The sequence below is a fragment of the Streptosporangium sp. NPDC023963 genome (genome assembly GCF_040639135.1).
In the GTDB taxonomy this organism is placed as follows: Bacteria; Actinomycetota; Actinomycetes; order Streptosporangiales; family Streptosporangiaceae; genus Streptosporangium.
On record NZ_JBEZZK010000001.1, the window covers coordinates 503833 to 529319 of the forward strand.

At 72.6% G+C, this 25487-nt stretch carries 20 protein-coding genes; 3 read left to right on the forward strand and 17 right to left on the reverse strand.

Annotation, left to right across the window (positions count from 1 at the left end):
- Window positions 1-7 precede the first annotated feature (7 nt).
- The 11 genes from murC to mraZ form a co-directional block, all read right to left on the reverse strand.
- Window positions 8-1414 (reverse strand): UDP-N-acetylmuramate--L-alanine ligase, encoded by a 1407-nt coding sequence (murC, locus tag AB0F88_RS02085; protein WP_362676382.1) that lies wholly within the window; start codon window positions 1412-1414, stop codon window positions 8-10.
- A gap of 121 nt (window positions 1415-1535) precedes the next feature.
- Window positions 1536-2624, reverse strand: coding sequence for an undecaprenyldiphospho-muramoylpentapeptide beta-N-acetylglucosaminyltransferase (murG, locus tag AB0F88_RS02090; protein ID WP_362676384.1), 1089 nt, complete (start codon window positions 2622-2624; stop codon window positions 1536-1538).
- Window positions 2625-2638: 14 nt separating this feature from the next.
- Entirely contained in the window at window positions 2639-3937 is a 1299-nt protein-coding gene (gene ftsW, locus AB0F88_RS02095; RefSeq protein WP_362676386.1) for a putative lipid II flippase FtsW, read from the reverse strand.
- A complete protein-coding gene (gene murD, locus AB0F88_RS02100) occupies window positions 3934-5337 on the reverse strand; it encodes a UDP-N-acetylmuramoyl-L-alanine--D-glutamate ligase (RefSeq protein ID WP_362676388.1) in 1404 nt (467 codons plus the stop codon). Before murD ends, ftsW begins: the two co-directional genes overlap by 4 nt.
- A gap of 40 nt (window positions 5338-5377) precedes the next feature.
- Window positions 5378-6436, reverse strand: a complete 1059-nt coding sequence (gene mraY, locus AB0F88_RS02105) for a phospho-N-acetylmuramoyl-pentapeptide-transferase (RefSeq protein WP_362676390.1) — start codon at window positions 6434-6436, stop codon at window positions 5378-5380.
- A complete protein-coding gene (gene murF / locus AB0F88_RS02110; protein ID WP_362676391.1) occupies window positions 6433-8070 on the reverse strand; it encodes a UDP-N-acetylmuramoyl-tripeptide--D-alanyl-D-alanine ligase in 1638 nt (545 codons plus the stop codon). Before murF ends, mraY begins: the two co-directional genes overlap by 4 nt.
- Window positions 8071-8082: 12 nt before the next feature.
- Entirely contained in the window at window positions 8083-9627 is a 1545-nt protein-coding gene (locus AB0F88_RS02115) for a UDP-N-acetylmuramoyl-L-alanyl-D-glutamate--2,6-diaminopimelate ligase (RefSeq protein WP_362676392.1), read from the reverse strand.
- Window positions 9628-9667: 40 nt separating this feature from the next.
- Window positions 9668-11557: a penicillin-binding protein 2 gene (locus AB0F88_RS02120; RefSeq protein WP_362676393.1), complete on the reverse strand. Its 1890-nt coding sequence runs from the start codon at window positions 11555-11557 to the stop codon at window positions 9668-9670.
- Window positions 11558-12498: 941 nt separating this feature from the next.
- Window positions 12499-12870 (reverse strand): hypothetical protein, encoded by a 372-nt coding sequence (locus AB0F88_RS02125; protein WP_362676394.1) that lies wholly within the window; start codon window positions 12868-12870, stop codon window positions 12499-12501.
- Between the two features lie 133 nt (window positions 12871-13003).
- On the reverse strand, window positions 13004-13996 hold the full coding sequence (gene rsmH / locus AB0F88_RS02130; protein WP_362676396.1) for a 16S rRNA (cytosine(1402)-N(4))-methyltransferase RsmH: 993 nt from the start codon (window positions 13994-13996) through the stop codon (window positions 13004-13006).
- Between the two features lie 226 nt (window positions 13997-14222).
- On the reverse strand, window positions 14223-14654 hold the full coding sequence (gene mraZ, locus AB0F88_RS02135; RefSeq protein WP_362676398.1) for a division/cell wall cluster transcriptional repressor MraZ: 432 nt from the start codon (window positions 14652-14654) through the stop codon (window positions 14223-14225).
- Window positions 14655-15144: 490 nt separating this feature from the next.
- On the opposite strand from mraZ, the gene AB0F88_RS02140 reads away from it, so the two are divergent.
- The 3 genes from AB0F88_RS02140 to AB0F88_RS02150 are packed head-to-tail and all read left to right on the forward strand — an operon-like array spanning window position 15145 to window position 19813.
- Window positions 15145-16122, forward strand: coding sequence for a MoxR family ATPase (locus AB0F88_RS02140; protein WP_362676400.1), 978 nt, complete (start codon window positions 15145-15147; stop codon window positions 16120-16122).
- On the forward strand, window positions 16119-17375 hold the full coding sequence (locus tag AB0F88_RS02145; RefSeq protein WP_362676402.1) for a DUF58 domain-containing protein: 1257 nt from the start codon (window positions 16119-16121) through the stop codon (window positions 17373-17375). Before AB0F88_RS02140 ends, AB0F88_RS02145 begins: the two co-directional genes overlap by 4 nt.
- On the forward strand, window positions 17372-19813 hold the full coding sequence (locus AB0F88_RS02150; protein WP_362676404.1) for a DUF3488 and transglutaminase-like domain-containing protein: 2442 nt from the start codon (window positions 17372-17374) through the stop codon (window positions 19811-19813). The genes AB0F88_RS02145 and AB0F88_RS02150 overlap by 4 nt, the downstream gene beginning before the upstream one ends.
- 364 nt (window positions 19814-20177) lie before the next feature.
- Here the strand turns inward: AB0F88_RS02150 and AB0F88_RS02155 are convergent, their stop codons facing one another.
- The 6 genes from AB0F88_RS02155 to AB0F88_RS02180 all read right to left on the reverse strand — a co-directional run bounded on the left by AB0F88_RS02155 (window position 20178) and on the right by AB0F88_RS02180 (window position 25375).
- Window positions 20178-20591: a DUF3040 domain-containing protein gene (locus AB0F88_RS02155; RefSeq protein WP_344747391.1), complete on the reverse strand. Its 414-nt coding sequence runs from the start codon at window positions 20589-20591 to the stop codon at window positions 20178-20180.
- A gap of 147 nt (window positions 20592-20738) precedes the next feature.
- Complete coding sequence (locus tag AB0F88_RS02160) at window positions 20739-21977, reverse strand: DNA polymerase IV (RefSeq protein WP_362676406.1); 1239 nt, start codon at window positions 21975-21977, stop codon at window positions 20739-20741.
- Window positions 21978-22014: 37 nt separating this feature from the next.
- Window positions 22015-22773, reverse strand: a complete 759-nt coding sequence (locus AB0F88_RS02165; RefSeq protein ID WP_362676408.1) for a methyltransferase domain-containing protein — start codon at window positions 22771-22773, stop codon at window positions 22015-22017.
- 457 nt (window positions 22774-23230) lie between these two features.
- A complete protein-coding gene (gene nusB / locus AB0F88_RS02170; protein WP_362676410.1) occupies window positions 23231-23641 on the reverse strand; it encodes a transcription antitermination factor NusB in 411 nt (136 codons plus the stop codon).
- Window positions 23641-24201, reverse strand: a complete 561-nt coding sequence (gene efp, locus AB0F88_RS02175; protein WP_362676412.1) for an elongation factor P — start codon at window positions 24199-24201, stop codon at window positions 23641-23643. The genes nusB and efp overlap by 1 nt, the downstream gene beginning before the upstream one ends.
- Before the next feature lie 25 nt (window positions 24202-24226).
- On the reverse strand, window positions 24227-25375 hold the full coding sequence (locus AB0F88_RS02180; protein WP_362676414.1) for an aminopeptidase P family protein: 1149 nt from the start codon (window positions 25373-25375) through the stop codon (window positions 24227-24229).
- Window positions 25376-25487 lie beyond the last annotated feature (112 nt).

Here is a 25487-nt window from a genome sequence, read left to right on the forward strand (position 1 = left end):
ACGTGGGTCACCGCGCGGCCAGCTCCGCCACGATCCTGGGGCCCAGCTCCGTCACGTCGCCCGCGCCCATGGTCAGGACGATGTCGCCGGGCCTGGCCCGGCCCGCCACCAGGGCCGGCACGCCGTCGCGGTGGGGGGCGTAGGCCACCCGCTCCGCGGGCAGCGGCACCTTGCCCGCCACCAGCGCGCCCGACACGCCGGGCTCGGGGTCCTCGCGGGCTCCGTAGACGTCCAGGACGATGGCCTCGTCGGCCAGCCCGAGCGCGGCGCCGAACTCGTCGGCGAAGAACCTCGTGCGCGAGTACAGGTGCGGCTGGAAGACCGCGATGACCCTGCCGTCGCCCGAGAAGGACGCCACCACGTCCCGTGCCGCGCGCAGGTCGGCGGCGAGTTCGGTCGGGTGGTGGGCGTAGCTGTCGAAGACCGCCACCCCGCCCGCCTCCCCCTTCGCCTCGAAGCGGCGCTTGGCACCGGTGAAGGCCGCCAGGCCGTCGCGGATCTCGTCGAAGGAGACGCCCAGCTCCCCGGCCACCGCGATGGCGGAGGCGGCGTTGAGCGCGTTGTGGCGGCCGGGCACCGCGAGCCTGACCTCCCCGCGTCCCACGATCGTGAAGGTGATGCCCAGCCCTTCGGGGACGATCCCGCTCACCCGCAGGTCGGCGTCCTCCGCCTCACCGTACGTGATCACCTTCAGGCCGCGGGCGCGGGCGATCGGGATCAGCGCGGCGGAGCCGGGGTCGTCCGCGCAGAGGACCATGGTGCCGGTGACGCGCTCGACGAACCTGGCGAAGCTGTCGTGGACCGCGCGCGGGTCGCCGTAGTTGTCCAGGTGGTCGGGTTCGACGTTGGTCACCACGGCGATGTCGGGGGCGAGCATCAGGAAGGAGCCGTCGCTCTCGTCGGCCTCGGCGACGAACACCTCGCCCGAGCCCTCGTCGGCGCCCAGGCCCGTCGTCACCAGCTGCCCGCCCACGCAGTACGAGGGGTCGGTGCCGCACTTCTGCAGCGCCACGGTGAGCATCGAGGTCGTGGTGGTCTTGCCGTGGGTGCCGGCCAGCGCGACGCCGGTCTTGCCCGCCATCACGGAGGCGAGCGCCGCGGCCCTGGGGATGACCCGCAGGCCCTGGCGGAGCGCCTCGCCCAGCTCGGGGTTGGAGTCGCGGATCGCGGTGGACACCACGACGGTGTCGACGTGCTTGATGTGCGAGGCGGCGTGGCCGATGTGGACCCTCGCCCCCAGGTCACGCAGCTCCGTCACCATGTCCGAGCCTCGCGCGTCGCTGCCGGAGACCGGCACGCCCCGCTTGAGCAGGATGCGCGCGATCCCGGACATCCCGGAACCGCCGATCCCGATGAAATGGACCCGTCCCAGGTCACCGGCCGCGACCGGATCCACCAGCTTGACCAGGCTCATCGGCCGCTCACTTCTCCTCGTTCGCCGTGCGGGCGCGTCCGCGCCGCGTCCGGCCGTCTTCCGTCTTCCCCGGCCTCGCGCCCGGCGCGCCGGACCCGCCCCGTGATCCCTCCGTGCCCACTCAGCCCCTCCCCCGCGCCGCGATCTGCAGCACCCTGCGCGCCAGCGTCACGTCGGCGTCCTTCCGGCCCATCCTGGAGGCCGCCTCCGACATGGTGCCCACGCGATCGGGGTCGGACAGGATGGGCAGCACGTTCCGGACGATCCACTCCGCCGACAGCTCCGCGTCGTCGATCATCAGGCCGCCGCCGCCCTGCACGATCGGGGTGGCGTTGAGCCGCTGCTCGCCGTTGCCGTGCGGCAGCGGGATGTACGCGGCCGGCAGGCCCACGGCCGTCATCTCGGCGCAGGTCATCGCGCCGCCGCGGCACAGGGCGAAGTCGGCCGCCGCGTAGGCCAGGTCCATCCGGTCGACGTACTGCAGCACGACGTACTGCGGGTCACCCGGTGGCGGCTCCTCCTCCAGGGTGTTCTTCGGGCCGATGACGTGCAGCACCTGCACCCCGGCCCCGCGCAGCGCGGGGGCGGCGGCCAGGGCCGCCCGGTTGAGCGAGCGGGCCCCCTGGGAGCCGCCGGTGACCAGCAGCGTGGGCAGGTCGGCCTCCAGGCCGAACCAGGACCGGGCCTTGTCGCCCATGGACAGCCGGTCCAGGTTGACGATCTCCCTGCGGAGCGGGATCCCGATGTGCTCGGCGCGGTTCAGCGGGGTGTCGGGGTGGCCGGTGAACACGTGCTCGGTGAGGCGCGCGCCCAGCCGGTTGGCCAGGCCGGGGCGCGGGTTGGCCTCGTGCACCACGATCGGCACGTTGCGCCGGCGCGCCGCGAGGTAGGCGGGGGTCGCCACGTAGCCGCCGAAGCCGACCAGGACGTCGGCCCGGACCTGGTCCATGATGCCGGCGGCCGCGTTGATGGCGCCGGCCAGGCGTCCGGGCACGCTCAGCAGCTGGGGCGTCAGGGCGCGGGGCAGCGGCACCGCGGGCACCAGCTGCAGGTCGTATCCCCGGGCGGGCACCAGCCTGGTCTCCAGACCGCGCTCGGTGCCGAGGCAGGTGATCCCGATGTTCGGGTCGAGTTGGCGCAACGCGTCGGCCAGAGCCAGCGCCGGTTCGATATGACCGGCCGTCCCGCCACCGGCGAGGACCACCCTCATGTCGGTCCTTTCGCTTATCGTCTTCCGCGGCCCGGCCGTCGTTTTCCGGCCGGACCACCCAGGCCAAGCCAGCTTAGGCCCCGCGCCACCGGTCCGGGGCCATGGGCCGCGAGAGCCTCGCGTGCGCCGGGCTCGTGCTTGGCGAACGACAGGAGCATGCCGAGGGCGGCGAGGGTGGGCAGCAGGGCCGATCCACCGTAGGAGACCAGCGGCAACGGGATGCCGGTGATGGGCAGCACGCCGATGACCGCGCCGATGTTGACGATCGCCTGGCCCGCGATCCAGGCGACCGCGGCGGCGGAGGCGAGCCTGACGAACGGGTCCTTGACCCTGGTCGCCACCCGCAGCCCCGCGTAGCCGAGCAGCCCGAACAGGGCCACCACGACGAGCGTGCCCATCAGGCCGAGCTCCTCGCCGAGGATGGAGAAGATGAAGTCGCTCTCGGCGTGCGGGATCCAGCTCCACTTCTGCCTGCTGGAGCCCAGGCCCAGCCCGAACCAGCCGCCGCTGCCGATGGCGATCTGTCCCTGCACGGCCTGGAAGCCCGAGCCCTGGGCGTTGCCCCACGGGTCGAGCCACCCGGTGATCCGCTCCGAGCGGTACCCCTCCGTACTGATCATGACGATGGTCGCGAGCACGGCCACCGCGAGGATCCCGCCGAACAGCTTCAGCGGCGCCCCCACCACCCACAGCAGCGACAGGAAGATCATCATCAGCACCAGCGTGGTGCCGAGGTCACTGCCCAGCATGACCATGACGGCCAGGATGGCGGTGCCCGGCATCAGCGGGATGAACAGGCTGCGCCACTCGATCATGCCGTTGCGCGCCTTGCGGGCCAGCAGGTCGGCGCCCCAGAGCATCAGCCCGAGCTTGGCGGGCTCGGACGGCTGCAGGTAGATGGGTCCGAGGTCGATCCACCGCTGGGCGCCGAGCTGGGAGGTGCCGACGAACAGCACCAGCACCAGCCCGAGGATCGCCAGCGCCATCAGCGGGTATCCGGCGAGCCTGAAGAACCTCGGCGGCAGCTGCGCGCAGATCCACATCAGCGGGAGGCCGAGCGCGGCCGAGATCGACTGCTTGAAGAACCAGTAGAAGGGGTCGCCCATCTCCTGCAGCGCCTCGATGCTGGAGGCCGACAGCACCATCATCAGGCCGAGGGTGAGCAGCAGGGCGCTGCACCCCAGGATCAGGTAGTACGAGGTCAGCGGCCGGTTGAGCAGCTCGCGGAAGGCGAGCAGGTGCTCGCGGAACCCGTCGGGCCGCGCGGGCGCCCCCTTGTGGGCGGGCGCTCCCTCTTGGGTGGTCGCGCTCACGCCGCTCCCCCGTCGTGCCCCTCGGCGAGACGGTGCACGGCCCGGGCGAACGCCTCCCCTCGGGCGGGGTAACCGGCGAACATGTCCAGAGAGGCGCCGGCCGGGGCCAGCAGCACGGTGTCTCCGGGGGCGGCGAGCCTGGCGGCTTCGGTGACGACACGGTCCATGACCCCAGTGTCTTGCCCCGCGACCTCCACCACCGGAACATTCCCGGCGTGTCGCGCCAGAGCCTCGCGAATTCGCTCGCGGTCGGCGCCCAGAAGCACCGCGCCGCGCAGGCGGGGCGCGGCGCGGCGCACCAGCTCGCCGACGTCGGCGCCCTTGAGCTGTCCTCCGGCGACCCAGACGATCGACGGGTAGGCGGCCAGCGAGGCGGAGGCGGCGTGCGGGTTGGTGGCCTTGGAGTCGTCCACGTAGTCGACCTCGGCGACCCTGGCCACGTGCGCGATCCGGTGGGGGTCGGGCACGAAGTCCAGCAGCCCCCGGCGTACGGCGGCGGCGGGCACCCCGTAGGCCCTGGCCAGGGCCGCGGCGGCGAGCGCGTTGGCCACGTTGTGCGGGGCGAACGGGCGCACGTCGGCGAGCGAGGCGAGCTCCTCGGCGTTGCTCTCCGGCTCGGCCACGAACGCCCGGTCCACCAGCAGGTCCTCGACCACGCCCAGCTGGCCGGGCCGGGGCACCCCGAGGGTGAAGCCCACGCTCCGCACCGCGCCGCCGCGCCCGGCCGCGTCCTCGTACGGCGCGGCGAGGCGGGCCGCCCACTCGTCGTCGGCGTTGTGCACGACCGTCCCGGCCCTGGCGAAGATCTCCCCCTTGACGCGGGCGTACTCCTCCATGGAGCCGTGCCAGTCGAGGTGGTCGGGCGCCACGTTGAGCACCGCGGCCGCGTACGGGGCGATGCCCGGTGCGCGGTGCAGCTGGAAGCTGGACAGCTCCACCGCCAGCACGTCCGAGGGCCCGGTGACGGCCTCCACCACCGGGGTGCCGACGTTGCCGACGGCGAGCGCCCGGCGGCCCGCGGCCAGCAGCATCGAGGTGAGCATGCGCACTGCGGTGGTCTTGCCGTTGGTGCCGGTCAGCGCCAGCCAGGGGGCGGCGCCCTCGGGGCGGATCCGCCAGGCCAGCTCGACCTCGCCGATCACCTCGATCCCGGCCGCCGCGGCGGCGGCGAGCAGCGGGTGGTGCGGCGGCCAGCCCGTGGTGACGATCAGGGAGGTGCCCGCGGGAGGTTCGGCGGGCTCGCCGAAGCGGACCTCGACGCCGAGCGCGGCCAGCTCCGCGGCGACCGCCCTGGCCCGCTCGCCGTCCCGGCCCTCCAGGACGACGACCTTCTCGCCGCGCCCGGCCATCGTGCGGGCGACGGCGACGCCCGAGACCCCCAGCCCCGCGACGCAGATCACGCGCCCTCCCCCGCCGCGCTCGCCCGCCTCGTCCGCTCGTTCACAGCCTGGGCATCCATTCCACGTAGAAGATCCCCAGCCCGCCGGCGGCGCACAGGGCGGCGATCAGCCAGAAGCGGACCACGATGGTCGTCTCGGCCCAGCCCTTCAGCTCGAAGTGGTGCTGGAGCGGGGCCATCCTGAAGACCCGTTTACCGGTCAGCTTGAAGGACCCGACCTGGATGATCACTGACATGGTGATCAGCACGCACATCCCGGCGAGGATGATCAGCAGGAGCTGGGTCCTGGTGGTGATGGCCAGCCCGGCCAGCACGCCGCCCAGGGCCAGCGAGCCGGTGTCGCCCATGAAGATCTTCGCCGGCGGGGCGTTCCACCACAGGAACCCGACCAGCGCGCCGAGCACCGCGGCGGCGACCACGGCCAGGTCCAGCGGGTCGCGGACCCAGTAGCAGTTGGGGCCGAGCTGGGTGGTGCAGCTGTTGCGCAGCTGCCAGTTGCCGATCAGCACGTACGAGGTCAGCACCACGCCGGTGGCGCCGCTGGCCAGGCCGTCGAGGCCGTCGGTGAGGTTCACCGCGTTGGAGAAGCCGACGATCATGATCAGCACCCAGATGATGAACCCGATGAGGCCGATGGAGGGGCCGAAGTCCCGCAGGAACGACAGGCGCGTCTCGGCCGGGGTGATCAGGTAGGCGTTGGGGAAACGGGTCACCAGGACCGCGAAGACCGCGCCGACGATGAGCTGGCCCAGCGCCTTGGCACCGCTACGCAGACCGAGGCTGCGCTGCTTGTAGATCTTGATGAAGTCGTCGAGGAAGCCGACCGCGCCCAGTCCCGTCATCAGGAACAGCACGAGGACGGCGGAGACCGTGGGGGGCGTGAAGCTGTACAGGTGGGCACAGGCGAAGCCGACCAGCGCGGCGATCACGATCACGGTGCCGCCCATGGTGGGGGTGCCGCGCTTGTCGTGGTGGCCGGAGGGTCCCTCCTCCCGGATGCTCTGCCCGTAGCCGCGCCGGGAGAACAGGCGGATCGCCAGCGGCGTGCCCAGCATGGACAGCAGCAGGCTGACCACGGCCGCGACAAGGATCTCCCTCATCGGCCGTCACCTCCGAGCAGCGCCGCGGCCACGCGTTCGAGGCCCGCGGCGCGCGGTCCCTTGACCAGCACGACGTCTCCCGGTGCCAGCATCGCCGACAGCTCCGCGCCCGCCTGGGCCGCGTCGGCGGCGTGCGAGACCCGGGTGACGGCCGGAACCCCGCCGCCGGTCGCAGCGTCCTCGGCGTCCTCGGCGTCCGCAGCGTCTTCGGTGGCCTCGCCGAACGCGGCCACGGGCGAGAGACGGCCGGCCGCGCCGTTGCCGGGCGGCTCGCCCGCGCCGCCCGGCGGCTCCCCCGTCCCGTAGGGCGCCCCGTGCGAGGCGGCCGCGTGTGAGACCGCTCCGGCGTGCGCGACGGCGGGGACACCGGCCGGTACGGGACCCGCGGCCTCCCGCGCGGCCCGTACGGCGGCCCTGGCCCCGGCCAGGACCGGATCGGCGTCGGGGCCGACGACGAACAGGCCCGTGAGGCCCGCGCCCCCGGCCAGGCGCCCCAGGCCCTCGTTGAGCGCGACGCTCTCGTCACCCAGCTCGCGCAGGGCGGCGACGACCGCGAAGCGGCGGCGGTCGCCCGCGAGCGCGTCCAGGGCGCCGAAGGCGGCCCGCATGGAGTCGGGGTTGGCGTTGTAGGCGTCGTTGATCACGGTCACGCCGTCCGCGCGGTCGGTGACCTCCATCCGCCAGCGGCTGCGGGGCTCGGCCTCCGACAACTCCTCGGCGATGGTGGCGACCGGCAGGCCGAGCTCGTAGGCGGCCGCGGCGGCGGCCAGCGCGTTCTCCACCGCGTGCTCGCCGTACAGGCGCAAGGCCACCGGGGCGGCGCCCGAGGGGGTGCGCAGCGTGAAGGAGGCGCGTCCGCGCTCGTCGACGGTCACGTTCTCGGCCCGCACGGTCGCGCCCTCGGCCCGGCCGTACCAGGTGACGCGGGCGCCGGTGCGGCCGGCCATCGCGGCCACCAGCGGGTCGTCGGCGTTGAGCACGGCCACGCCCTCGGCGGGCAGCGCCTCGACCAGCTCGCCCTTGGCCCTGGCGATCTCGTCCTTGCCGCCGAAGACGCCCAGGTGGGCGGTGCCGACGTTGAGGACCACGCCGATCCTCGGCGGGGCGACGCGGGTCAGGTGGGTGATGTGCCCCGCGCTCCGCGCGCCGAGTTCCAGCACCAGGTAGCGGGTGTCCTCGCCGGACTTCAGCACGGTCAGCGGGTGGCCGATCTCGTTGTTGAACGAGCCGGACGTGGCGACCGTCGGGCCGATCCTGGCGGTGAGCCTGGCCAGCAGGTCCTTGGTGGTGGTCTTGCCCGCGGAGCCGGTGAGGCCGATGACCGTGGTCGCCGGCAGGGCCGCGCAGACCGCGGTGGCCAGGGCCGTCATGGCGGCCACGGTGTCGCCGACGATGACGGCGGGAGCGTCGACGGGCCGGGAGGCCAGCACGGCGACCGCCCCGGCCGCGACGGCCTGGGCGGCGAAGTCGTGCCCGTCGACCCGTTCGCCCTTGATCGCGACGAACAGCGACCCCGGTTCGACGGCGCGGGAGTCGGTGACGACCGGGCCGCGCACCACCGCGCGTGGGTCGGCCATGCCCGCGAGGGCCCCCGAGGTGATCTCGGCGATCCTGGCCAGCGGCAACGGGATCATGATGCGTCTTCCCTACTCTCCATACGTGCTTCGGCGCCCGGTGCGGTTCCTGCGCCTGACGATCGCGTCGGCCACGACCTGCCTGTCGTCGAAAGGAAGCACCTGGTCGCCGACGTACTGGCCCTGCTCGTGGCCCTTGCCGGCCACGACGACGACGTCACCGAGACCCGCCCGGCCGATGGCCAGGTCGATGGCCGCGGCGCGGTCCGGCTCAATGATCACATGTGCGCGCCCGTCCTGGGACACGCCGAGAACTCCGTCCATCATCTCCGCGAGGATCCGCAGGGGGTCCTCGGAGCGGGGGTTGTCGCTGGTGAGAATAACCACATCTGCCAACCTTGCGGCGGCTTCTCCCATCATTGGGCGTTTACCACGGTCACGGTCACCTCCGCAGCCGAGCACGACGATGAGCCTGCCCTCGGTGACCTCGCGCAGCGAGCGCAGGACCGACTCGACCGCGCCGGGCTTGTGCGAGTAGTCGACGATGGCCTGGAAGTCCTCGCCGCCGGGGACCCGCTCCATCCGGCCGGGAACCCCCGCCAGCGTACCGACGCCCGCCACCGCGGCCCGCAGCGGCACACCCGCCTCCACCAGCGCGACGATCGCGCCCAGGGCGTTGGCCACGTTGAAGGGCCCGGGCAGCGCGACCGACGCGGCCTCCTCGACGCCTCCGGGGCCCACGACCGTGAAGGTGCTGCCCTCGGGGCCCAGGCGCACGTCCACCGCCCGCCAGTCGGCCTCGAGGGCGCCCTCGGCGGAGAAGGTGGTCATCGGGATCTTCGCGATGCCCAGGAGCTCCCGCCCGTGGGCGTCGTCGATGTTGACGACCCCCACGCGGCTCATCTCGGGGGTGAACAGCCGGGCCTTCGTCGCGAAGTAGTCGTCGAGGTCACGGTGGAAGTCGAGGTGGTCCTGGGACAGGTTGGTGAACAGCGCCACGTCGTAGGACACCGCGTCGACCCGGCCGAGCGCCAGCGCGTGGCTGGAGACCTCCATGGCCGCGGCGGTGACGCCCCGCTCGCGCATCAGGGCGAACAGGGCCTGCAGGTCACTGGCCTCCGGCGTGGTGAGCTTCGGGGTGAAGCGCAGATCACCGACGTGGATCTCCACGCCCCCGACGAGCCCGGGGGTGTGCCCCGCGGCCCGCAGGCCCGCCTCCAGCAGGAAGGTGACGGTGGACTTGCCGCTGGTCCCGGTGACCCCGATGACCATCACGTCCGCCACCGGGTTGCCGTACACCCAGGCGGAGACCTGCCCGAGCAGGCCGCGCGGATTCGGCACGACGAGGACCGGCAGGCCGGTCGCGACCGCGGCCCGCCTGCCCGCCTCGTCGGTCAGGATCGCGCTGGCACCCGCGGCGAGGGCCTGGGCGGAGAAGTCGGCCCCGTGGGCCGTGGCCCCCGGCAGCGCGACGTAGAGATCTCCCCGGCACACCTGGCGCGAGTCGATGGTGATCCCGGACACCGCGGCCAGCGGAGCGCGCGACGTGCCCGAGGGCGCGCCGATGAGGCTCGCCAGCCCCGAGAGCGGACGGGGTGAACTGGTTGAGGGTCGCATTGACGACGGGGGATGCACGGCGAGAGCGTACCTTCACTCGTCACTCTCCGGCGCGTATCCGCACCGGGGACGGCCTGGTTCCGGTCGGCGGGATCTTCCCGCTCTTCAACGCGAACGTCATCACCTTCTTGAAGACCGGGGCGGCGATCTCCCCACCGTAGTGGCCCTCCTGGGGGTCCTGGAGGACCGCCAGGACGACCAGCCGAGGCTTGTCCGCGGGGGCGAAACCAACAAATGTCGCGGTGTACCCGCAGTAGCCCTGACATCTGGTGTCGTAGCGCATCGCGGTCCCCGTCTTGCCCGCCACCCGGTAGCCGTCGATCGCGGCGAGGTTCCCAGTGCCCTCCTCGCTCACGGCGGCCTCCAGCATGGTGGCGACCTCCCGCGCCGTGCGCTCGCCGACCACCCGGGTCTGCCTGCCCGGCGGGGACGGCGTGAACACGCCGTTCTCCCCGGTGGTGCCGGCCACGATCTGCGGGGTGACGCGCACCCCGCCGTTGGCGATGGTCTGGTAGACGCTGGCCGTCTGCAGCGCCGTCACCGAGACCCCCTGGCCGTACGCGATCGTGCAGCGCTGGCTGCCCGACCAGTTCTTCCAGTCGGGCAGGAGCCCGGCCTCCTCCCCCGGCAGCCCGGTGCCGGGCTTCGTGCCGAACCCGAAGCGCTGGAGCATCGAGTGGAGCTTCTCGTCGCCGATCTTCTGGGTGGCGAGGATCGTGCCCACGTTGCTGGAGGTCGCCACGATGCCGGAGAAGGTCAGGCGCTCGGTGGGGTGCGGGTGGGAGTCCTTCAGCACCCGGTCGGCGCACCTGATCTCGTCGTCGACCGTGAACAGGCTGTCCGGCCGCACGGCTCCCGACTCCAGGGCCGCCGCGGCGGTGATGACCTTGTTGGTGCTGCCCGGCTCGAACACGTCCGTGACGGACCGGTTGACCCGGTCGGCGCCGGGAGAGTTCATCCAGTTCCTCAGGTCGAGCTCGGGCGCGTTGGCCATGGCGACCACCCGGCCGGTCCGGGTGTCCATCACGATGGCGCTGCCGGTGCGCGCCCCGGTCGCCTTGACCTGCTCGCTGATCGCCTTCTGCGCGGCCCACTGGACGTCGCGGTCGATGGTGAGCCGCACGTCCCTGCCCTCGACGGGCGCCCGCACGGTGCTGCGGGTCATCGGGATGCGCTGCCCCCTGGCGCCCGTCTCGATGATCTGCTCGCCGTCGCGGCCCGCGAGCAGCTTGTCGTAGGTGCTCTCCAGCCCGGCCAGCCCGGTGCCGTCGGTGCCGACGAAACCCAGCAGGGTGCCCGCCAGGTCGCCGCCCGGGTAGTCGCGCCGGTAGCGGTGCTTGCTGCCGACCCCCTTGAGGTCGTACGCCATGATCCGCTGCGCGAGCGCCGGGTCGACGGCCGCGGCGAGCTGCTGGTAGTGGCTGGTGCTCTGGGCCAGCTTGGCGGCGATCGGCTCCTTGGGCGTGCCCAGCTCCTTGGCCAGGATCGTGGCCACCCGGTCGCGCTGCGCGGCGGAGACCTCGGACGGGTCCACGAAGATCTCGCGGGCCTCCAGGGTCAGCGCGAGCTCGTGGCCGTTGACGTCGGTGATCGAGCCTCGCCTGGCGGGCAGCTTCTCACCCTGCACGCGCTGCTTGGCCGCCTCCGCCGTGTAGACCTTCGAGTCGAGGCCCTGGAGCTGGATGAGCCGCCCCGCGAAGATGGACAGCACGAAGGTCATCGCCATCAGGCCGATGCCGATGCGCCTGCGGGGGTTGCCCAGGCGCAGCACCGCGGACGGGCGCGCCGGGGGTCGCGGCGGCCTGCCACCGCCACCGCGCGTCGTCGTGCGGGTGTGCTCGTGATCCCCGGGCCGCCCGGCCGCGCGCCTCGGCACGGACCGCACCCAGCCCAGCGGGTCCGGCGGCTCCTCCGACCGCGAGGAACGCACCGGCCCTCGCGGCTCCCCGGAACCCGGCGGGCCACCCGGCCGGGAGCCTGAGGTCCTGCCCGGCGCCTCGGGGCGGGCGGGCCTGCCTGGAGCCCCGGAGGAGCCGGGAACACCGCTCCTGCCGTCGGGCCGCGCGGTCCTGCCCGGCCCGTCGGAGGCGGACGGTCGCGCGCCGGGGCCGGACCTGCCCGCGGGGCCCGGCCTGCCCGGGGCGCCGGACCTGCCGGACGGGCCCGCGGCCGGCGGCCTCGCCGAGGAGCCCGGCCTAGCCGATTTATCGTATTTGTCAGATCTGTCGGACCTGCCGGTCCCGCCCGGCGCCGGGGGCCTGCCCGACGAGCCGGACCTGCCGGAACCACCGGAGCCGGACGCCCTGCCGGAACCGCCCTGGGCGGGTGGTCTCCCGGCCGGACCGGGCCTGCCGGTCCCCTTGCCGGGACCGTCGGCGGGGGACGGCCGCCCCCTGTCGGCCCCCTGCCCCCTGGCGGGAGAGCCTCCCCTGCCGGAGGCGGCGGACGGCCTGCCCGGGGAGCCCGGCCCATCGGGGGAACCCCCGCGGCCGGAGCCGGACGGCCCGCCCGGCGCACCGGACCTGCCCGTCCCGTCGGCCTTGCGCGCCGCGCCGGAGGAACCCGCGCGGCCGGAACCGCCGGAGGAGCCCGAACCGGCCGGCCTGCCCGGCGAACCGGGGGCCGGAGACCTGCGCGGGGAGGCGGGCCCCTGGGGGCCGCCGGGCACGCCGGGAGCACCGGCGTCCCCGGACGCTCCCGGTCTCCCCTGCCTGCCCGGAACGTCCGGTGAACCCTCCGGCCTGGCCGCGCGGCCGGGGCCGCCGGGAGAGCGGCGGCCCGAACCTCCGGCCGACCCCCCGGTGGAACCACCGCGACCCTGCCCGGGGCCCTGTCCGGGGCCGGGGCCGCCGGTCTGGCCGCCGCTCTCCCTCACTGGCCCGTGCCCGGCACTCGCTCCTGCCCCGCGGGCGTCCGGACGTCACCGGCGACCCCGACGGAGGGCTTGTCGGGGTCGATGACGTGCATCCTGTCCCAGTCGGACCCCAGCCCCTGGAGCTCGTTCCTCCTCGCGACCGCCTCGGGCATCTCCTGCCGCATGATGGCGCTCTCCTTGCTCTCCTTCGCGATGCGCAGGCCGTTGATCTCGTTGCGCAGCCCGTTGGCCCTGAAGGAGTCCTTGGCGAGCACGGCGTTCAGCAGCAGCAGGCTGACCAGGCCGCCGCAGAGCAGGCCGACCACGAGCAGCAGGAAGGGAGCCCTCGGCGGCCGGGCGCGACGGGGCGCGGGGCCCCCGGATGCCACAGCCTTGACCTGCGCGGCCGGGGCGGCGGCGGGCGCCGGCCTGGCCGGCCTGGTCCCGTATCCCTGCGGCACCGCGCGGGGGACGCGCACAGGGCGCGCGCCGCGGCTGGGCGCGGCGCGACGGACGTCTGTCTCACTCCTCGTCAACTGCCTCACGGATCCTCTCTGCCGCCCGACACCGGGCGGAGGCCGCCCGCGGGTTGCGGGCCACCTCCTCTTCGCTCGGAAGCTCGGCTCCCCTTGTCAGGAGCGCGAACCGCGGCTGGTGAGCCGGCAGCGGGACCGGCAGGCCGGGAGGGCCGGTGTCCCTGGTCCGCGCGGTGATGACCTGCTTCGTCAGCCGGTCCTCAAGGGAGTGGTAGGCGAGCACGACGACGCGCCCGCCCAGCGTCAATGCGTCGAGCGCGGCTGGGAGCGCGCGTTCCAGCGCCGTCAACTCCGCGTTCACCTCGATCCGCAACGCCTGAAAAGTCCTTTTGGCGGGGTTTCCCCCGGTCCTGCGCGTAGCGGCCGGGATCGCCGTCCTGACGATCTCCGCAAGCCGCTTGGTAGACGTTATGGCCTCTCTGGCCCTTTCCTTGATGATTAAGTGCGCGACACGCGGGGCGAATCGTTCTTCTCCGTAATCCCGCAGGATCCGGATCAGCTCGGCGGCCGGGTAGGTGTTGACCACGACCTCGGCCGTCAGCTCCTCGTCGCGGTCCATCCGCATGTCCAGCGGCGCGTCGTAGGAGTAGGCGAAACCCCGCTCGGCCTCGTCCAGCTGCGGGGAGGAGACGCCCAGGTCGAACAGCGCCGCGTCGACGCGCGGGCGACCCACCTCGGCCAGCACCTCGGGGAGCTCGTCGGAGACCGCGCGGACCAGCGTGATCCGGTCGGCGTACGGGGCGAGCCTGGCGGTGGAGCGCTCGATGGCGGTGGGGTCGCGGTCGATCCCGATCAGGTGGAGCGAGGGATGCGCGGCGAGCAGCGCCTCGGCGTGACCGCCGAGGCCCAGGTTGGCGTCGACGAGGACGGGCGCGGGGCGGGCCAGCGCCGGAGCGAGCAACTCCAGCACCCGGTCGAGCATGACGGGGACGTGACCCCCAGGCGTTTGGAGATCATGGTTGTGGTTCTCGGCGCGCATGAAGCGCAACCCCCCTCTTTCCCGCCCCGTCCCGTGGACGCGCGGCGGACGCTCACCGGTGTCTTGAAAACTGGCCCCCACCCCCGGGGCCGTCCGGCCAGGTCCCCATCCGCACCCGCGTGTCCGCCCGTCACCTGACACCGGGGAAGGTGCATCAGCTGACGGGCAGGTGGTTGCGGGTGGAGACCTCGCCGAACGACGTTTTACCGATGAGTCGACCGTGGAGTCACAGAATCCCTGGCAGCACCTCCTCCGACAGATCGGCAAAAGCCTGCTCTTGGTCGGCCAGATAGGCGCTCCAGGCGTGCGCGTCCCAGATTTCCAGCCGGGTGTTGGCCCCGATGACGACGCAGTCGCGGCGCAGGCTGGCGTATTCGCGCAGAGCATGTGGAACGGTGATCCGGCCCTGCTTGTCGGCGACCTCGTCGGACGCGCTGGCGAAGAGGACACGGCTGTAGTCACGGACCGCCTTGGCGGTGACCGGCGCGGTGCGCAGAGCCTCGGTTATGCGCTGGAACTCCTCTACGGGAAAGACGTAGAGGCAGCGCTCCTGGCCTTTGGTGATCACCAGACCCTCCGCCAGCTCCTCGCGGTACTTCGCCGGCAGGAACAGCCGTCCCTTGTCATCGAGACGCGGGTGGTGGGTGCCGAGGAACACCGGCCTCACCTCCCGTGCCCAGCGGAGCGCCAGGCGTCACAGCCCTGCCCTCCACTGCGCACCACCATACTCCACTTCTCTCCACCGTCAACTGATTCCACGCCTCTTCACGACGGGTTTCGCCGCCATTTCCCCAGTTCAAATGGGGTGGTGCGGAGTGGAGGGGGTAAGCGGCCCCTCGTACGCCCTGGGCGTGTCGGGTAAGGCCGCCGAATAGACTAAAGATCATGAAATAAACCGGAGCGCGGTGAAGAATGGTGGAAGGCGGATCCCCGTCCCGTCACCGGATCGGCACGCCTTCCGTACAGGACCGCGACGGTGGCGACACACACTATGGACGTTTACCCGGAATCAGCCCTGATGACCGCATAAAGTCGCCGAGGGAACGCACGGCGCCGTAGTGTCGGTAAGCAGAATGAGTTACGGGATCGCAAAGATTCCGCAACGGCAACCCCCCGGCGCGCAACCGCCGCACCCTCATGGAGGCCTGGTGGCAGTAACCCATGACGTCTCACCACAGCTCGATGATCTTGTCGTCACCGCGCACCGGATCCGCCAGTCGATCGAATCGGTGATCGAGGGCAAGAGCGACGTCGTCCGCCTGACCTTGACCGTACTGCTCGCCGAGGGGCACCTCCTCATCGAGGACGTGCCCGGAGTCGGCAAGACCATGCTCGCCAAGGCGCTGGCGCGATCCATCGACTGCCCGGTGCGCCGCGTGCAGTTCACCCCCGACCTGCTGCCGAGCGACATCACCGGAGTGAGCGCCTACAACCAGCAGACCAGGGAGTTCGAGTTCAAGCCCGGCCCGGTCTTCGCCAACATCGTGGTGGGCGACGAGATCAACCGCGCGTCGCCGAAGACCCAGTCGGCGCTGCTGGAGTGCATGGAGGAGCATCAGGTCACCGTCGACGGCGCGACCTACCGGCTGGACTCCCCCTTCATGGTGATCGCGACGCAGAACCCGATCGAGATGGAGGGCACCTATCCCCTTCCCGAGGCACAGCGCGACCGGTTCACCGCACGGATCGCGATGGGCTACCCCGCGCCCTCCGCGGAGCTGGAGATGCTCGACGTGCACGGCGCCGCCTCCCCGCTGGACAAGCTGGAGCCGGTGGCCACCACCGAGCAGGTGAAGGCGCTGATCGAGGCGGTGCGCGGGGTCTACGTCTCCCAGCCGATCAAGAAGTACGCGATCGACCTGGTGACCGCCACCCGCCAGTCCCCCGACCTGCGACTGGGCGCCTCCCCCCGTTCGACCCTGCAGCTGGTCAGGGCCGCGCGGGCGCACGCCGCGCTCGCGGGCCGCGACTACGTCATCCCGGACGACCTGCAGGAACTGTGCGTCCCCGTCCTGGCGCACCGGCTGCTGCCCAGCATCGAGGCCCAGGGGCAGCGCCGCCCGCCCGAGCAGGTGATCGCCGACCTGGTCCGCCGGGTGCCCGTGCCCGAGGCTCAGACCCGGTGACCTCCGGCCTCAAGGCGCTCACCGCCCGCGGCCGGTCCTTCCTCGCGTCCGGCGTCGCGGCGCTGCTGTGCGCCTTCATCCTCGGCGAGCACGACCTGCTCAGGATCGGCGTGCTGGTCATCTCGCTGCCGCTGCTGGCGGCCATGGTCGTCGCCCGCACCCGTTACCGGCTGAGCTGCGCCCGGCGCCTGGACCCGCCCAGGGCCGAGGTGGGCAGCGAGGCCACCGTGACGCTGCGGCTGGAGAACGTCACCCGGCTGCCGACCGGCCTGCTGATGATCGAGGACACCGTTCCCTACGCCCTCGGCGCCCGCCCCAGGTTCGTCCTGGACCGGGTGGAGGCGCAGGGCATCCGGGAGATCGACTACCGGGTCCGCTCCGACCTGCGCGGGCGTTTCGGCATCGGACCGCTCTCCATCCGGATCAGCGATCCCTTCGGCCTGGTCGAGCTGACCAGGTCGTTCACCATCAGCGACACCCTGATGGTGACGCCCCAGGTGGTGGCCCTGCCCCACGTCCGCCTGGCCGGCGAGTGGACGGGCGGCGGCGACAGCCGTACGAGAAGCGTGGCGGCGGCCGGGGACGACGACGTCGCGCCGCGCGAGTACCGCCAGGGCGACGACCTGCGGCGGGTGCACTGGCGCTCGACCGCCAGGCACGGCGAGCTGATGGTGCGGCGCGAGGAACAGCAGTGGCAGAGCAGGGGGGCTCTGCTGCTGGACACCCGGCGCTACGCCCACCGGGGCGAGGGCCCGCGCTCGTCGTTCGAGGCGGCGGTCTCGGCCGCGGCCTCCATCGGCGTGCACCTCGCCCACGAGGGTCTCGGCCTGCGCCTGGTCACCGACCAGGGGGCCGAGCACCTCACCGACAGCGGGCTGAGCCTGTCGCTGCTGGACACCCTGGCCGTCGTACGGGCCAGCACCGCGCGGTCGCTGGAGTACGGCGTCGGCGCGCTGCGGCAGGGCGGCGGCGACGGCCTGATCGTGGCCGTGCTCGGCAAGATGGACCTCGACCAGGCTCAGGAGCTGTCCAGGGCCAGGCACGGCAACGTGACCGGCGTGGCCGTGATGCTGGACGTGGAGGCGTGGGAGCATCCCGAGCTGGGCGAGGACGAGGAGTTCCAGGCGGCGCGGTCGGTGCTCACCGGAACGGGCTGGCGCGTCGTGCGGCTGCCCGCCGGAGCCTCCGTCGCGAGCGTGTGGCAGGACGTCGCGCAGCGCGGCCGATTCGCGGCGAGCAGGGGTGGCTCATGAGACTTTCCATCGCGTCGGGCGTGGCCACCGGAGCGGTCGCGATCGCGCTCTACCCGCTCTTCCAGGGCGGCGCCTGGTTCTGGTCGAGCCTGGGCGTCATCCTGGTCGTGGCCGGGATCGGCGTGCTGGCCGGCCACTACACGCTGCCCGGCTGGCTGGCGCCGCCCGCGCAGGTGCTGGGCGTGTGGATCTACCTGACGGCGGTGTTCGCCGGGGACGAGGCGTGGGCGAGGGTGGTCCCCACCTGGGACTCGGTCGCCAGGCTGGACAGGCTGCTGACGACGGGCTTCGCCGACATCCAGCGGTTCGCCGCCCCGGTGCCGGACAGCACCGGCATCGTCCTGCTCACCTGCGGCGGCGTCGGCCTGATCGCCGTCCTGGTGGACCTGCTGGCCGCGCGGCTGCGCAAGGCGGCCCTCACCGGGCTGCCGCTGCTGGCGCTGTTCGTGGTCCCGGCGGCGGTGATCGCCGAGCCGATCAGCTGGCCGGCGTTCATCATCGGAGCCCTGGGCTACCTGGGAATCCTCGTCGCCGACGGGCGGGAGCGGGTCAGCCACTGGGGCCGCGCGGTGCTGGTGCGCCGCACGTCGTCCTTCACCGTCACCCGGCCCGCGCCCTCCGACAGCGGGGCACTGCGGCTCTCCGGCAAGCGCATCGGCTTCACCGCGATCGTGCTGGCCGTCCTGCTGCCCGCGCTGCTGCCCACCATGGAGCCCAACCCGCTGTTCGGCTTCGGCGTGGGCAACGGCAGGGGCGGCGGCAACTCGATCAGCATCCCGAACCCCATGGTCAACCTGCGCGGCCAGCTGTCGCTGCCGGAGAACTCCACCGTCCTGACCTACAAGGCCAGCGACAGCACGCCCCGCTACCTGAGGATGTACTCGCTCGACATCTTCGACGGCGAGCAGTGGACGATGTCGGAGCCCAGGGGCCGCCCCGAGGACCGGACGTCCGACGCGCCGATGCCGCTGCCCCCCGGCCAGGGCGCGGGCGTGCCCGTCACCCCGGCGAACCTCACCGTCACGGTGAGCGACCAGGTCAGGAGGCTGAGCTTCCTCCCCCTGCCCTACCCGGTGTCCAAGGTCACGGTGGCGGGCGACTGGCGGCCCGACCGCGACACGCTCATGGTCTTCTCCACGCGGAACACCGCCGGGGGCCTGACGTACCAGGCCGTCACCGCCGAGCCCGAGCCCACGGCCGACCGGCTCAAGGCGGCGGCCCCGCCCGCGACGGCGATCAGGGAACGGTACCTGACGCTGCCGGAGGACCTGCCGGACGAGATCAGGCGGCTCGCCCTCCAGGAGACCGAGCGGGGGTCCAGCCCGTACGAGCAGGCGATCCAGCTGCAGGAGTTCTTCACCGAGAGCGGCGGGTTCACCTACAGCCTGGCCACCCAGGGGCACGACGGCCCGGCGCTGACGGACTTCCTGATCCGCAACAGGACCGGCTACTGCGAGCAGTTCGCCGCCTCCATGGCGGTGCTGGCGCGCGTCCTGGGCATCCCCTCCCGGGTCGCCATCGGCTACACCGGGGGCAGCGTCACCTCCGGAGGGTGGCAGGTTCGCACCCACGACTCGCACGCCTGGCCCGAGCTGTACTTCGAGGGGACCGGGTGGCTCCGCTTCGAGCCCACCCCGGCGGGCGGAGCGGGCCAGGGCAGCGCGACGGTGCCGTCGTACACCCTCCCCGAGGTGGCGCCGGACACCCCCGACGAGCCGAGCGCAGCACCGTCGTCGGACCCCACCGGCTCCGACTCGCCGATCGGGCCGGCGAACGACCGCCGTAACGAGATGCTCGACAGGGAGTTCGGCGGAGCGCTGACCCCGGTGGACGAGGGAATGCCGCCGGCCGGCCGGATCGGCATCGGGGTCGCGATCGCGCTGCTGGTCGCGCTGATCCCCGCGCTGATCCGCTGGCAGCTGCGGGTTCGCCGCAGCAGGTCCTACTCACGGCGGGCCGGGAACCCGGCCGGCGGGGATCCGGCCGCTCCGGATCCCGGCGGTACCGCCTCCCCCACGGGGGTCAGGGCGGGGACCCGGGAGCCGGCGGTGACAGTCGCGTGGACCGAGCTCGACGACGCCCTGTGCGACTACGGGATGTCCCGGCAGGCGAGTGAGAGCCCGCGCGCGCTGGCCGGGCGGCTGGCGGAGCAGTACGTGTTCGAGCCGGAGACCGCCGCCGCGCTGGCGAGAATCGCCGCGGCGGTGGAGCGGACGCTCTACGCCAGGACCCCGGGCGAGATCGCTACCCTGCGCGAGGACATGCGGAGCGTGCGCCGGGCGCTGGCGGCGACCACGACCCGCGGCAGGCGGATCAGAGCGGTGCTGCTGCCGCCCTCCACGCTCCTGCGGATGCGGGCGTTGGGCGGGCGGGTGCTGGACGGTTTCGACCGTCTGGAGAACATCCGGCTCCGCAGGCCCGCCAGGAAGGGCGCCTAGCGCCCTCGGTGATCGGGACGCACGACCGCGTCCCGATCACCGGGGGACCGATCACCGAAGGACCGATCACCGGAAGACGACGATCCGATCACCGGGGGACGACGATCGGGGCCCTGGGCCGGGATCCTCGACCGCCGGGAGGGTACGGAACAGTAACCCTCAGGACGGGGTGGCGAACGGCGAATCCGGGTCACCGGGACACGCGGGGGGTGGACCCGGTGGACGAGGGGCGACCTCGGTGAACGGAGGCAGGTGGACGGCACGGGCCCTCACACGCTGCGAGTGAACCTCGCGGGCACAGGGGGATCCGTCAGGGAGGGAGCCCGCCGCGGACGGCGGGCCCTGCCGGGCTAGCGCTGCCGGGCTAGCGCTCGTCGTGTCGACGGCGCCAGCGCTCCTCCATTCGCTCCATGAAGCTCTGGCGGGAGCCCGCACGGCGCCCCCCCTTGCCTCGCGGCTGATCGGCGGGCGTGGCCGCGTTGGCCTCGCCGAAACCGTTCATCCGCTTCCAGCTGGACAGGCCCCACAGACATGCGGCGAGCATGACCACGAAACCGCCGACGCCGAGCGGGATGCCGAGCGGGACGTTGTTGATCACGACGCCGACCATCAGCAGGACGACGCCCAGGATGAAGCCGATGAAGGCCTTTACCAGGCGGCGCCTGTAGTGGCTGCGAGGATCACTGATCCTGACGGTATTGGCCCACTTCGGGTCCTCGGCGTAGAGGGCCTGCTCGATCTGGTCGAGCAAGCGCTGCTCGTGCTCAGAGAGCGGCACGGCGCCTCCCAAGGACAGCCCCAGGACGGGGAAGACGGTGACGGACGACACGGGGTGTCCGAACCTCGCGGTCGGTTATCCCCAGAATACGAGGCTGTAGACGTAGACGAAAGAAAACGTCCAACGTAGTCCAAACCGGAGGCGGATTCATGGATCTATTCCATCAAACGGAGGGCGAACAAGGGAGGCCGGGAGGACGGCGTCCTTACCGAATCTGCGGGCCGCCCTGTCCATCGCCTGCTCGGCCTCCCGCCAGCCCGTCTCGCGCTCTCCGAGACCGAGTTGCCGGGTCGCCCCGGCGGCCGGGCTGAGGTTCTCCACCCGTACGCCGACCAGCCTCAGGCGGACGTTTTCCAGGCCGGAGGCGGCGTAGAGGGCGCAGGAGACGTCGTACAGGATCTTGGCGACGTCGGTGGGCTCGCGCAGGCTCCGCGACCGGGAGAGGGTGGTGAAGTCGGCGCGGCGGAGCTTGACGCTCACCGTGCGGCCGACGCTGCCGCCCTTCCTGAGCCGGGCGGCGACCCGCTCCGAGAGCCGGAGCAGCTCCCTGCGGATCTCCGCGGGATCGGCGATGTCTGTGGCGAAAGTCTCTTCCGCGCCGATGCTCTTGTCGGGGACGTCCGGGGTCACCGGGCGCTCGTCGCGCCCCCAGGCGAGCGCCGACAGGTGCGCGCCCGCCGCCTGGCCCAGCTCCCGCTGGAGCGTGTCCACCGGGACCCGGGCGAGGTCGCCGACGGTCTTGATGCCCAGGCGGGCCAGTGACTGCTCGGTGCGCTCCCCGACGCCCCACAGCGCCGCCACGGGGAGCGGGTGCAGGAAGTCGACCACCCTGTCGGCGGGCACCACGAGCAGGCCGTCGGGCTTGCAGTGCTGGGAGGCGAGCTTCGCCACGAACTTGCTGTTGGCGACCCCGACGGAGCAGGTGATGCCCTGCTCGCGCTCGACCTGCTCACGGATCATCCGGGCGATCGCCGTCGGCGGTCCGAGGCGCTTGCGGGCCCCGCCGACGTCGAGGAACGCCTCGTCGGAGGCGATCGGCTCGACCTCGGGGGTGAAGGTCTGGAAGATCTCCATGACGCGCCGGGAGACCTCCGAGTATTTGCCCCGGCTGGGCGGGATGATCACCGCCTGGGGGCAGAGCCGTCGGGCCCGGGTCATGGGCATGGCCGAGTGCACCCCGAACCTCCGGGCCTCGTAGGTGGCGCTGAGCACCACCCCGCGCGCCCCGGGCGCGCCGATGATGACGGGGGTGCCCCGGAGCTCGGGACGGTCGCGCAGCTCGACGCCCGCGTAGAAGGCGTCCATGTCGACGTGGAGGATCGGACAGCCGGTGTCGTCCGCCCCCAGGTCGGAACCCGGGCGCGGTATCTGCTGCTTTCTCGACACGACGCCATCCTACGGGAACAGGCGTTCGACGCGGCGTTCACCGGTGGCCAAGCACGTGCAGTTGGGTCGCGATGTCGCGGAGCACCGGGTGCGCCGCCGCCGCCTGCTCCAGGGCGACCAGGGCGCGGGCGGCTCCGGGCTCGCCGTCGAGCAGCCTGCTGGGCACCAGATCGGCGAAGACCCGCACACCGTGCACCTCGCCGGGCGCGAAGCCCGTCTCTGCGAGGAGCCGCTCCAGGGCCTCGCGGGTGAAACGCCTGGGCGTGGGGTCGCGGTCGCCCCACCGGCCCTCGGGGTCGTCCAGCACCTGGCGGGCCTCGTCGAACCTGCCGGCGATGGAGCGGTGGAGCGCGGCGGCCAGCGGGTTGGCGGCGAGGACGCTGATCACGCCGCCCTCGCGCAGCAGGCCGGCCATGGCCTTCACCGCGCCGGCCGGATCCTCCACGTACTCCAGCACGCTGTGGCAGAGCACCAGGTCGGTGCCGCCGGTCGGGAGCAGCTCCTCCAGGTCCGCGGCGTCGCCCTGCAGTGCCCGGACCTCAACCCCCGCCTCGGCCGCGCGGCGCTCCAGCGCGGCGAGCGAGTCGGGACTGGGGTCGACGACCGTCACGGCGTGCCCGAGGTCGGCCAGGGGAACGGCGAAACCCCCCGTGCCACCTCCGGCGTCGACGATGTCGAGCCGCTCACGGCCCGTCGCGGCCACCCGCTCGGCCAGCACGGCACTCAGGACGTCCCACACGACCGCTGTGCGGACCGCGGGAGTGCCCGGCTGCCGTGAGATGCCTACGGCGTGCAACTTCAGATCGCCTCCTCGTACGTTGACGCCCTCCACGGCCCGAGAGCCCCGGATTCCAGCACCCGACCGCCGGTCGAGTCTGTCGGTTCGCGGTTCACCGGCCCGGGCAACCCCGAAGCCTCCCCGCGCAGACACGGCACGCCCTGCCGCGTTTGAGACCACAAGTCCCACCTGGCTGGCGCGGGACACCCCAACCCTAACGGGTTGAACCGACAGGGCGAGAAGGGTTTCCTTCTTGCCCGAAGGACAGGGTGTTCACCCCGAATGTCCAACGACAAGCCCAGCCTACGTCGCGCGCCCCCCGGCGCGGCCCAAGGACTTATCCATACTCGCGCTTGATCGAGTCTTTTTCCGGGCGCGGACCGCTCCCGCGGGCAAGCACGGAGGAAAGGGGACACCTCCGGCGGAGGTGCGCCGGCGCGGGGAGACCGGGGCTCCGGGCTCCCCGTGGCGGCGGCTAGAGCGCCAGGGACGGCTTGAGCTGCTTGAAACGGGCCATCAGGCCGTTGACGAACTGCGGCGACTCGTCGGTCGACAGCTCGGAGGCCAGGCTGACCCACTCGCTGATGACGACGCCCTCGGGGACGTCGGGCATCCACAGCAGCTCGTAGGTGCCGCCGCGCAGGAGGTTGCGGTCGACCGCAGGCATGCGGTCGAGCGTCCAGCCCTCGGAGTAGGTGGTGATCAGTTCGTCGATGCGCGCCCGGTGCCTGCACACGCCCTCGACGATCGTCGTGGTGTACTCGTTCACGGGCGGCTCGGCCCGCGCGAGGCGCTCGGCGAGAACGCCGAGCGGGTCCTCTCCGCGCGCCTCGGCCTCGAAGAGGATGTCCAGCGCGCGCCTGCGCGCCTTACCCCGTGCCGACATCAGGCGCGGCCGAGATAATCGCCGGTGCGGGTGTCGACCTTGACCTTCTCGCCGGTGGTGATGAAGAGCGGCACCTTGATCTCGGCGCCGGTCTCCAGCTTGGCGGGCTTGGTGCCGCCGGTGGAGCGGTCGCCCTGGAGGCCGGGCTCGGTCTCGGCGACGATCAGCTCGACGGCCGCGGGCAGGTCGACGTACAGGACGTTGCCCTCGTTGATCGCCACGGTGGCCAGCATGTTCTCCAGCAGGTAGTTGGCCGAGTCGCCGACCGCCACCCGGGTGACGTGGAGCATGTCGTAGTTCTCGGTGTCCATGAAGACGTAGTCGTCGCCGTCCATGTAGGAGAACTGCATCTCGCGCTTGTCGACGTTGGCCACCTCGACCTTGACGCCCGCGTTGAAGGTCTTGTCGACGACCTTGCCCGATAGCACGTTCTTGAGCTTGGTGCGGACGAACGCGCCGCCCTTGCCGGGCTTGACGTGCTGGAACTCCACGACGGCCCAGAGCTCACCGCCGTCGAGCTTGAGCACCAGGCCGTTCTTGAGGTCGTTCGTCGTCGCCACTAGTCTCTCCTGCGTACGGCCGCTCTTAAAGGACGAGCAGCTCTTTGGTCGTCCGTGTGAGAAGTTCCGGCCCGCCGTCGCGCACCACGAGCGTGTCCTCGATGCGGACGCCGCCCCTGCCGGGAAGGTAAACCCCGGGTTCAACGGTTACCGGAACTCGATCCTCAAGTCTAGCGTGCCCATGGTCGCGCTCCGGCTCCTGTGAAGATCGTTCCGGCTGCGGGGAGTCCGCCGGCTCCCCGGGGCGGTCCTCCGGCCTTCCCCGGCGGTCCTCCGGCTTTCTCCGGGACAGGAACGGCGCCTCGTGGATCTGCAGCCCGACGCCGTGGCCGAGGCCGTGCTTGAAGAACTCCCCGTACCCCGCCTCCCCGATCAGGTCCCGGGCGGCGGCGTCCACCTCGTGGAGCGCCGCGCCGGCCCTCGCGGCCAGGCGGCCGGCCCGCTGGGAGGCCTGGACCAGGTCGTACAGCTCGCGCTGCCACCCCGCGGGCTCGCCGATCGCCACGGTCCTGGTCATGTCGGCGTGGTAGCCCCGGTACAGCGCCCCGAAGTCCATGGTGACCAGGTCCCCGCGCTCCAGCGGCCGGTCCGCGGGCGAGTGGTGCGGGATCGCGCCGTTGGGCCCGCTCGCGACGATCGAGTCGAAGGCGAGCCCGTCCGCGCCCAGCTCGATCATGCGGCGCTCCAGCGCCCTGGCGACCTCCTTCTCGGTCAGCCCGGGGCGCAGTTCGGGCAGGACCTCGACGAAGGCGCGGTCGGTGATCTCGCACGCGGTGCGGATCAGGTCGAGCTCGGCGTCGTCCTTGACCACGCGCACCGACTCCACCACCCCGGACAGGCGCGGGGACTCCCCGCCCAGCCGGAAGTAGCCGGCGACGGACATGTGGTCGGCCTCGATGCCCGTACGGCCGCTCGCCGGCAGCAGGGCCCCGGCGACGTCGGACTCCTCGACCACCTCGATGTCGTCGCAGACGCGCCGGGCGGCCCCGATGTAGCGGGAGTCGGTGGCCAGCGTGGCGGTGGCGTCCGCCCGCACCAGGACGGCCGCGTTGGAGCTGGCCAGGCCGGTCAGGTAGCGCACGTTCACGCCGCCGGTGACCAGGATCGCGTCCGCCTCGTGAGCGGGCAGCAGGGCCGCGAGGTTCGCACGGCGACGGGCATGGGTGGCGGTCATGACACGCATGCTATTAACCGCTTTGACCGGATGTCGCCACCGTGATCGCGCCCGGTCCCGCCGCCTCCGCCTGGTGGCGCACCTGTCCTGGCCGCGCGCCCGCCCTGGCCGC

Excerpts from the sequence above, each read along its gene's own strand:
- murC (WP_362676382.1), bottom strand. The coding sequence starts at position 1,414 with ATGAGCCTGGTCAAGCTGGTGGATCCGGTCGCGGCCGGTGACCTGGGA.
- murG (WP_362676384.1), bottom strand. The coding sequence starts at position 2,624 with ATGAGGGTGGTCCTCGCCGGTGGCGGGACGGCCGGTCATATCGAACCG.
- mraY (WP_362676390.1), bottom strand. The coding sequence starts at position 6,436 with ATGAGGGAGATCCTTGTCGCGGCCGTGGTCAGCCTGCTGCTGTCCATG.
- murF (WP_362676391.1), bottom strand. The coding sequence starts at position 8,070 with ATGATCCCGTTGCCGCTGGCCAGGATCGCCGAGATCACCTCGGGGGCC.
- AB0F88_RS02115 (WP_362676392.1), bottom strand. The coding sequence starts at position 9,627 with ATGCGACCCTCAACCAGTTCACCCCGTCCGCTCTCGGGGCTGGCGAGC.
- rsmH (WP_362676396.1), bottom strand. The coding sequence starts at position 13,996 with ATGCGCGCCGAGAACCACAACCATGATCTCCAAACGCCTGGGGGTCAC.
- AB0F88_RS02150 (WP_362676404.1), top strand. The coding sequence starts at position 17,372 with ATGAGACTTTCCATCGCGTCGGGCGTGGCCACCGGAGCGGTCGCGATC.
- nusB (WP_362676410.1), bottom strand. The coding sequence starts at position 23,641 with ATGTCGGCACGGGGTAAGGCGCGCAGGCGCGCGCTGGACATCCTCTTC.
- AB0F88_RS02180 (WP_362676414.1), bottom strand. The coding sequence starts at position 25,375 with ATGACCGCCACCCATGCCCGTCGCCGTGCGAACCTCGCGGCCCTGCTG.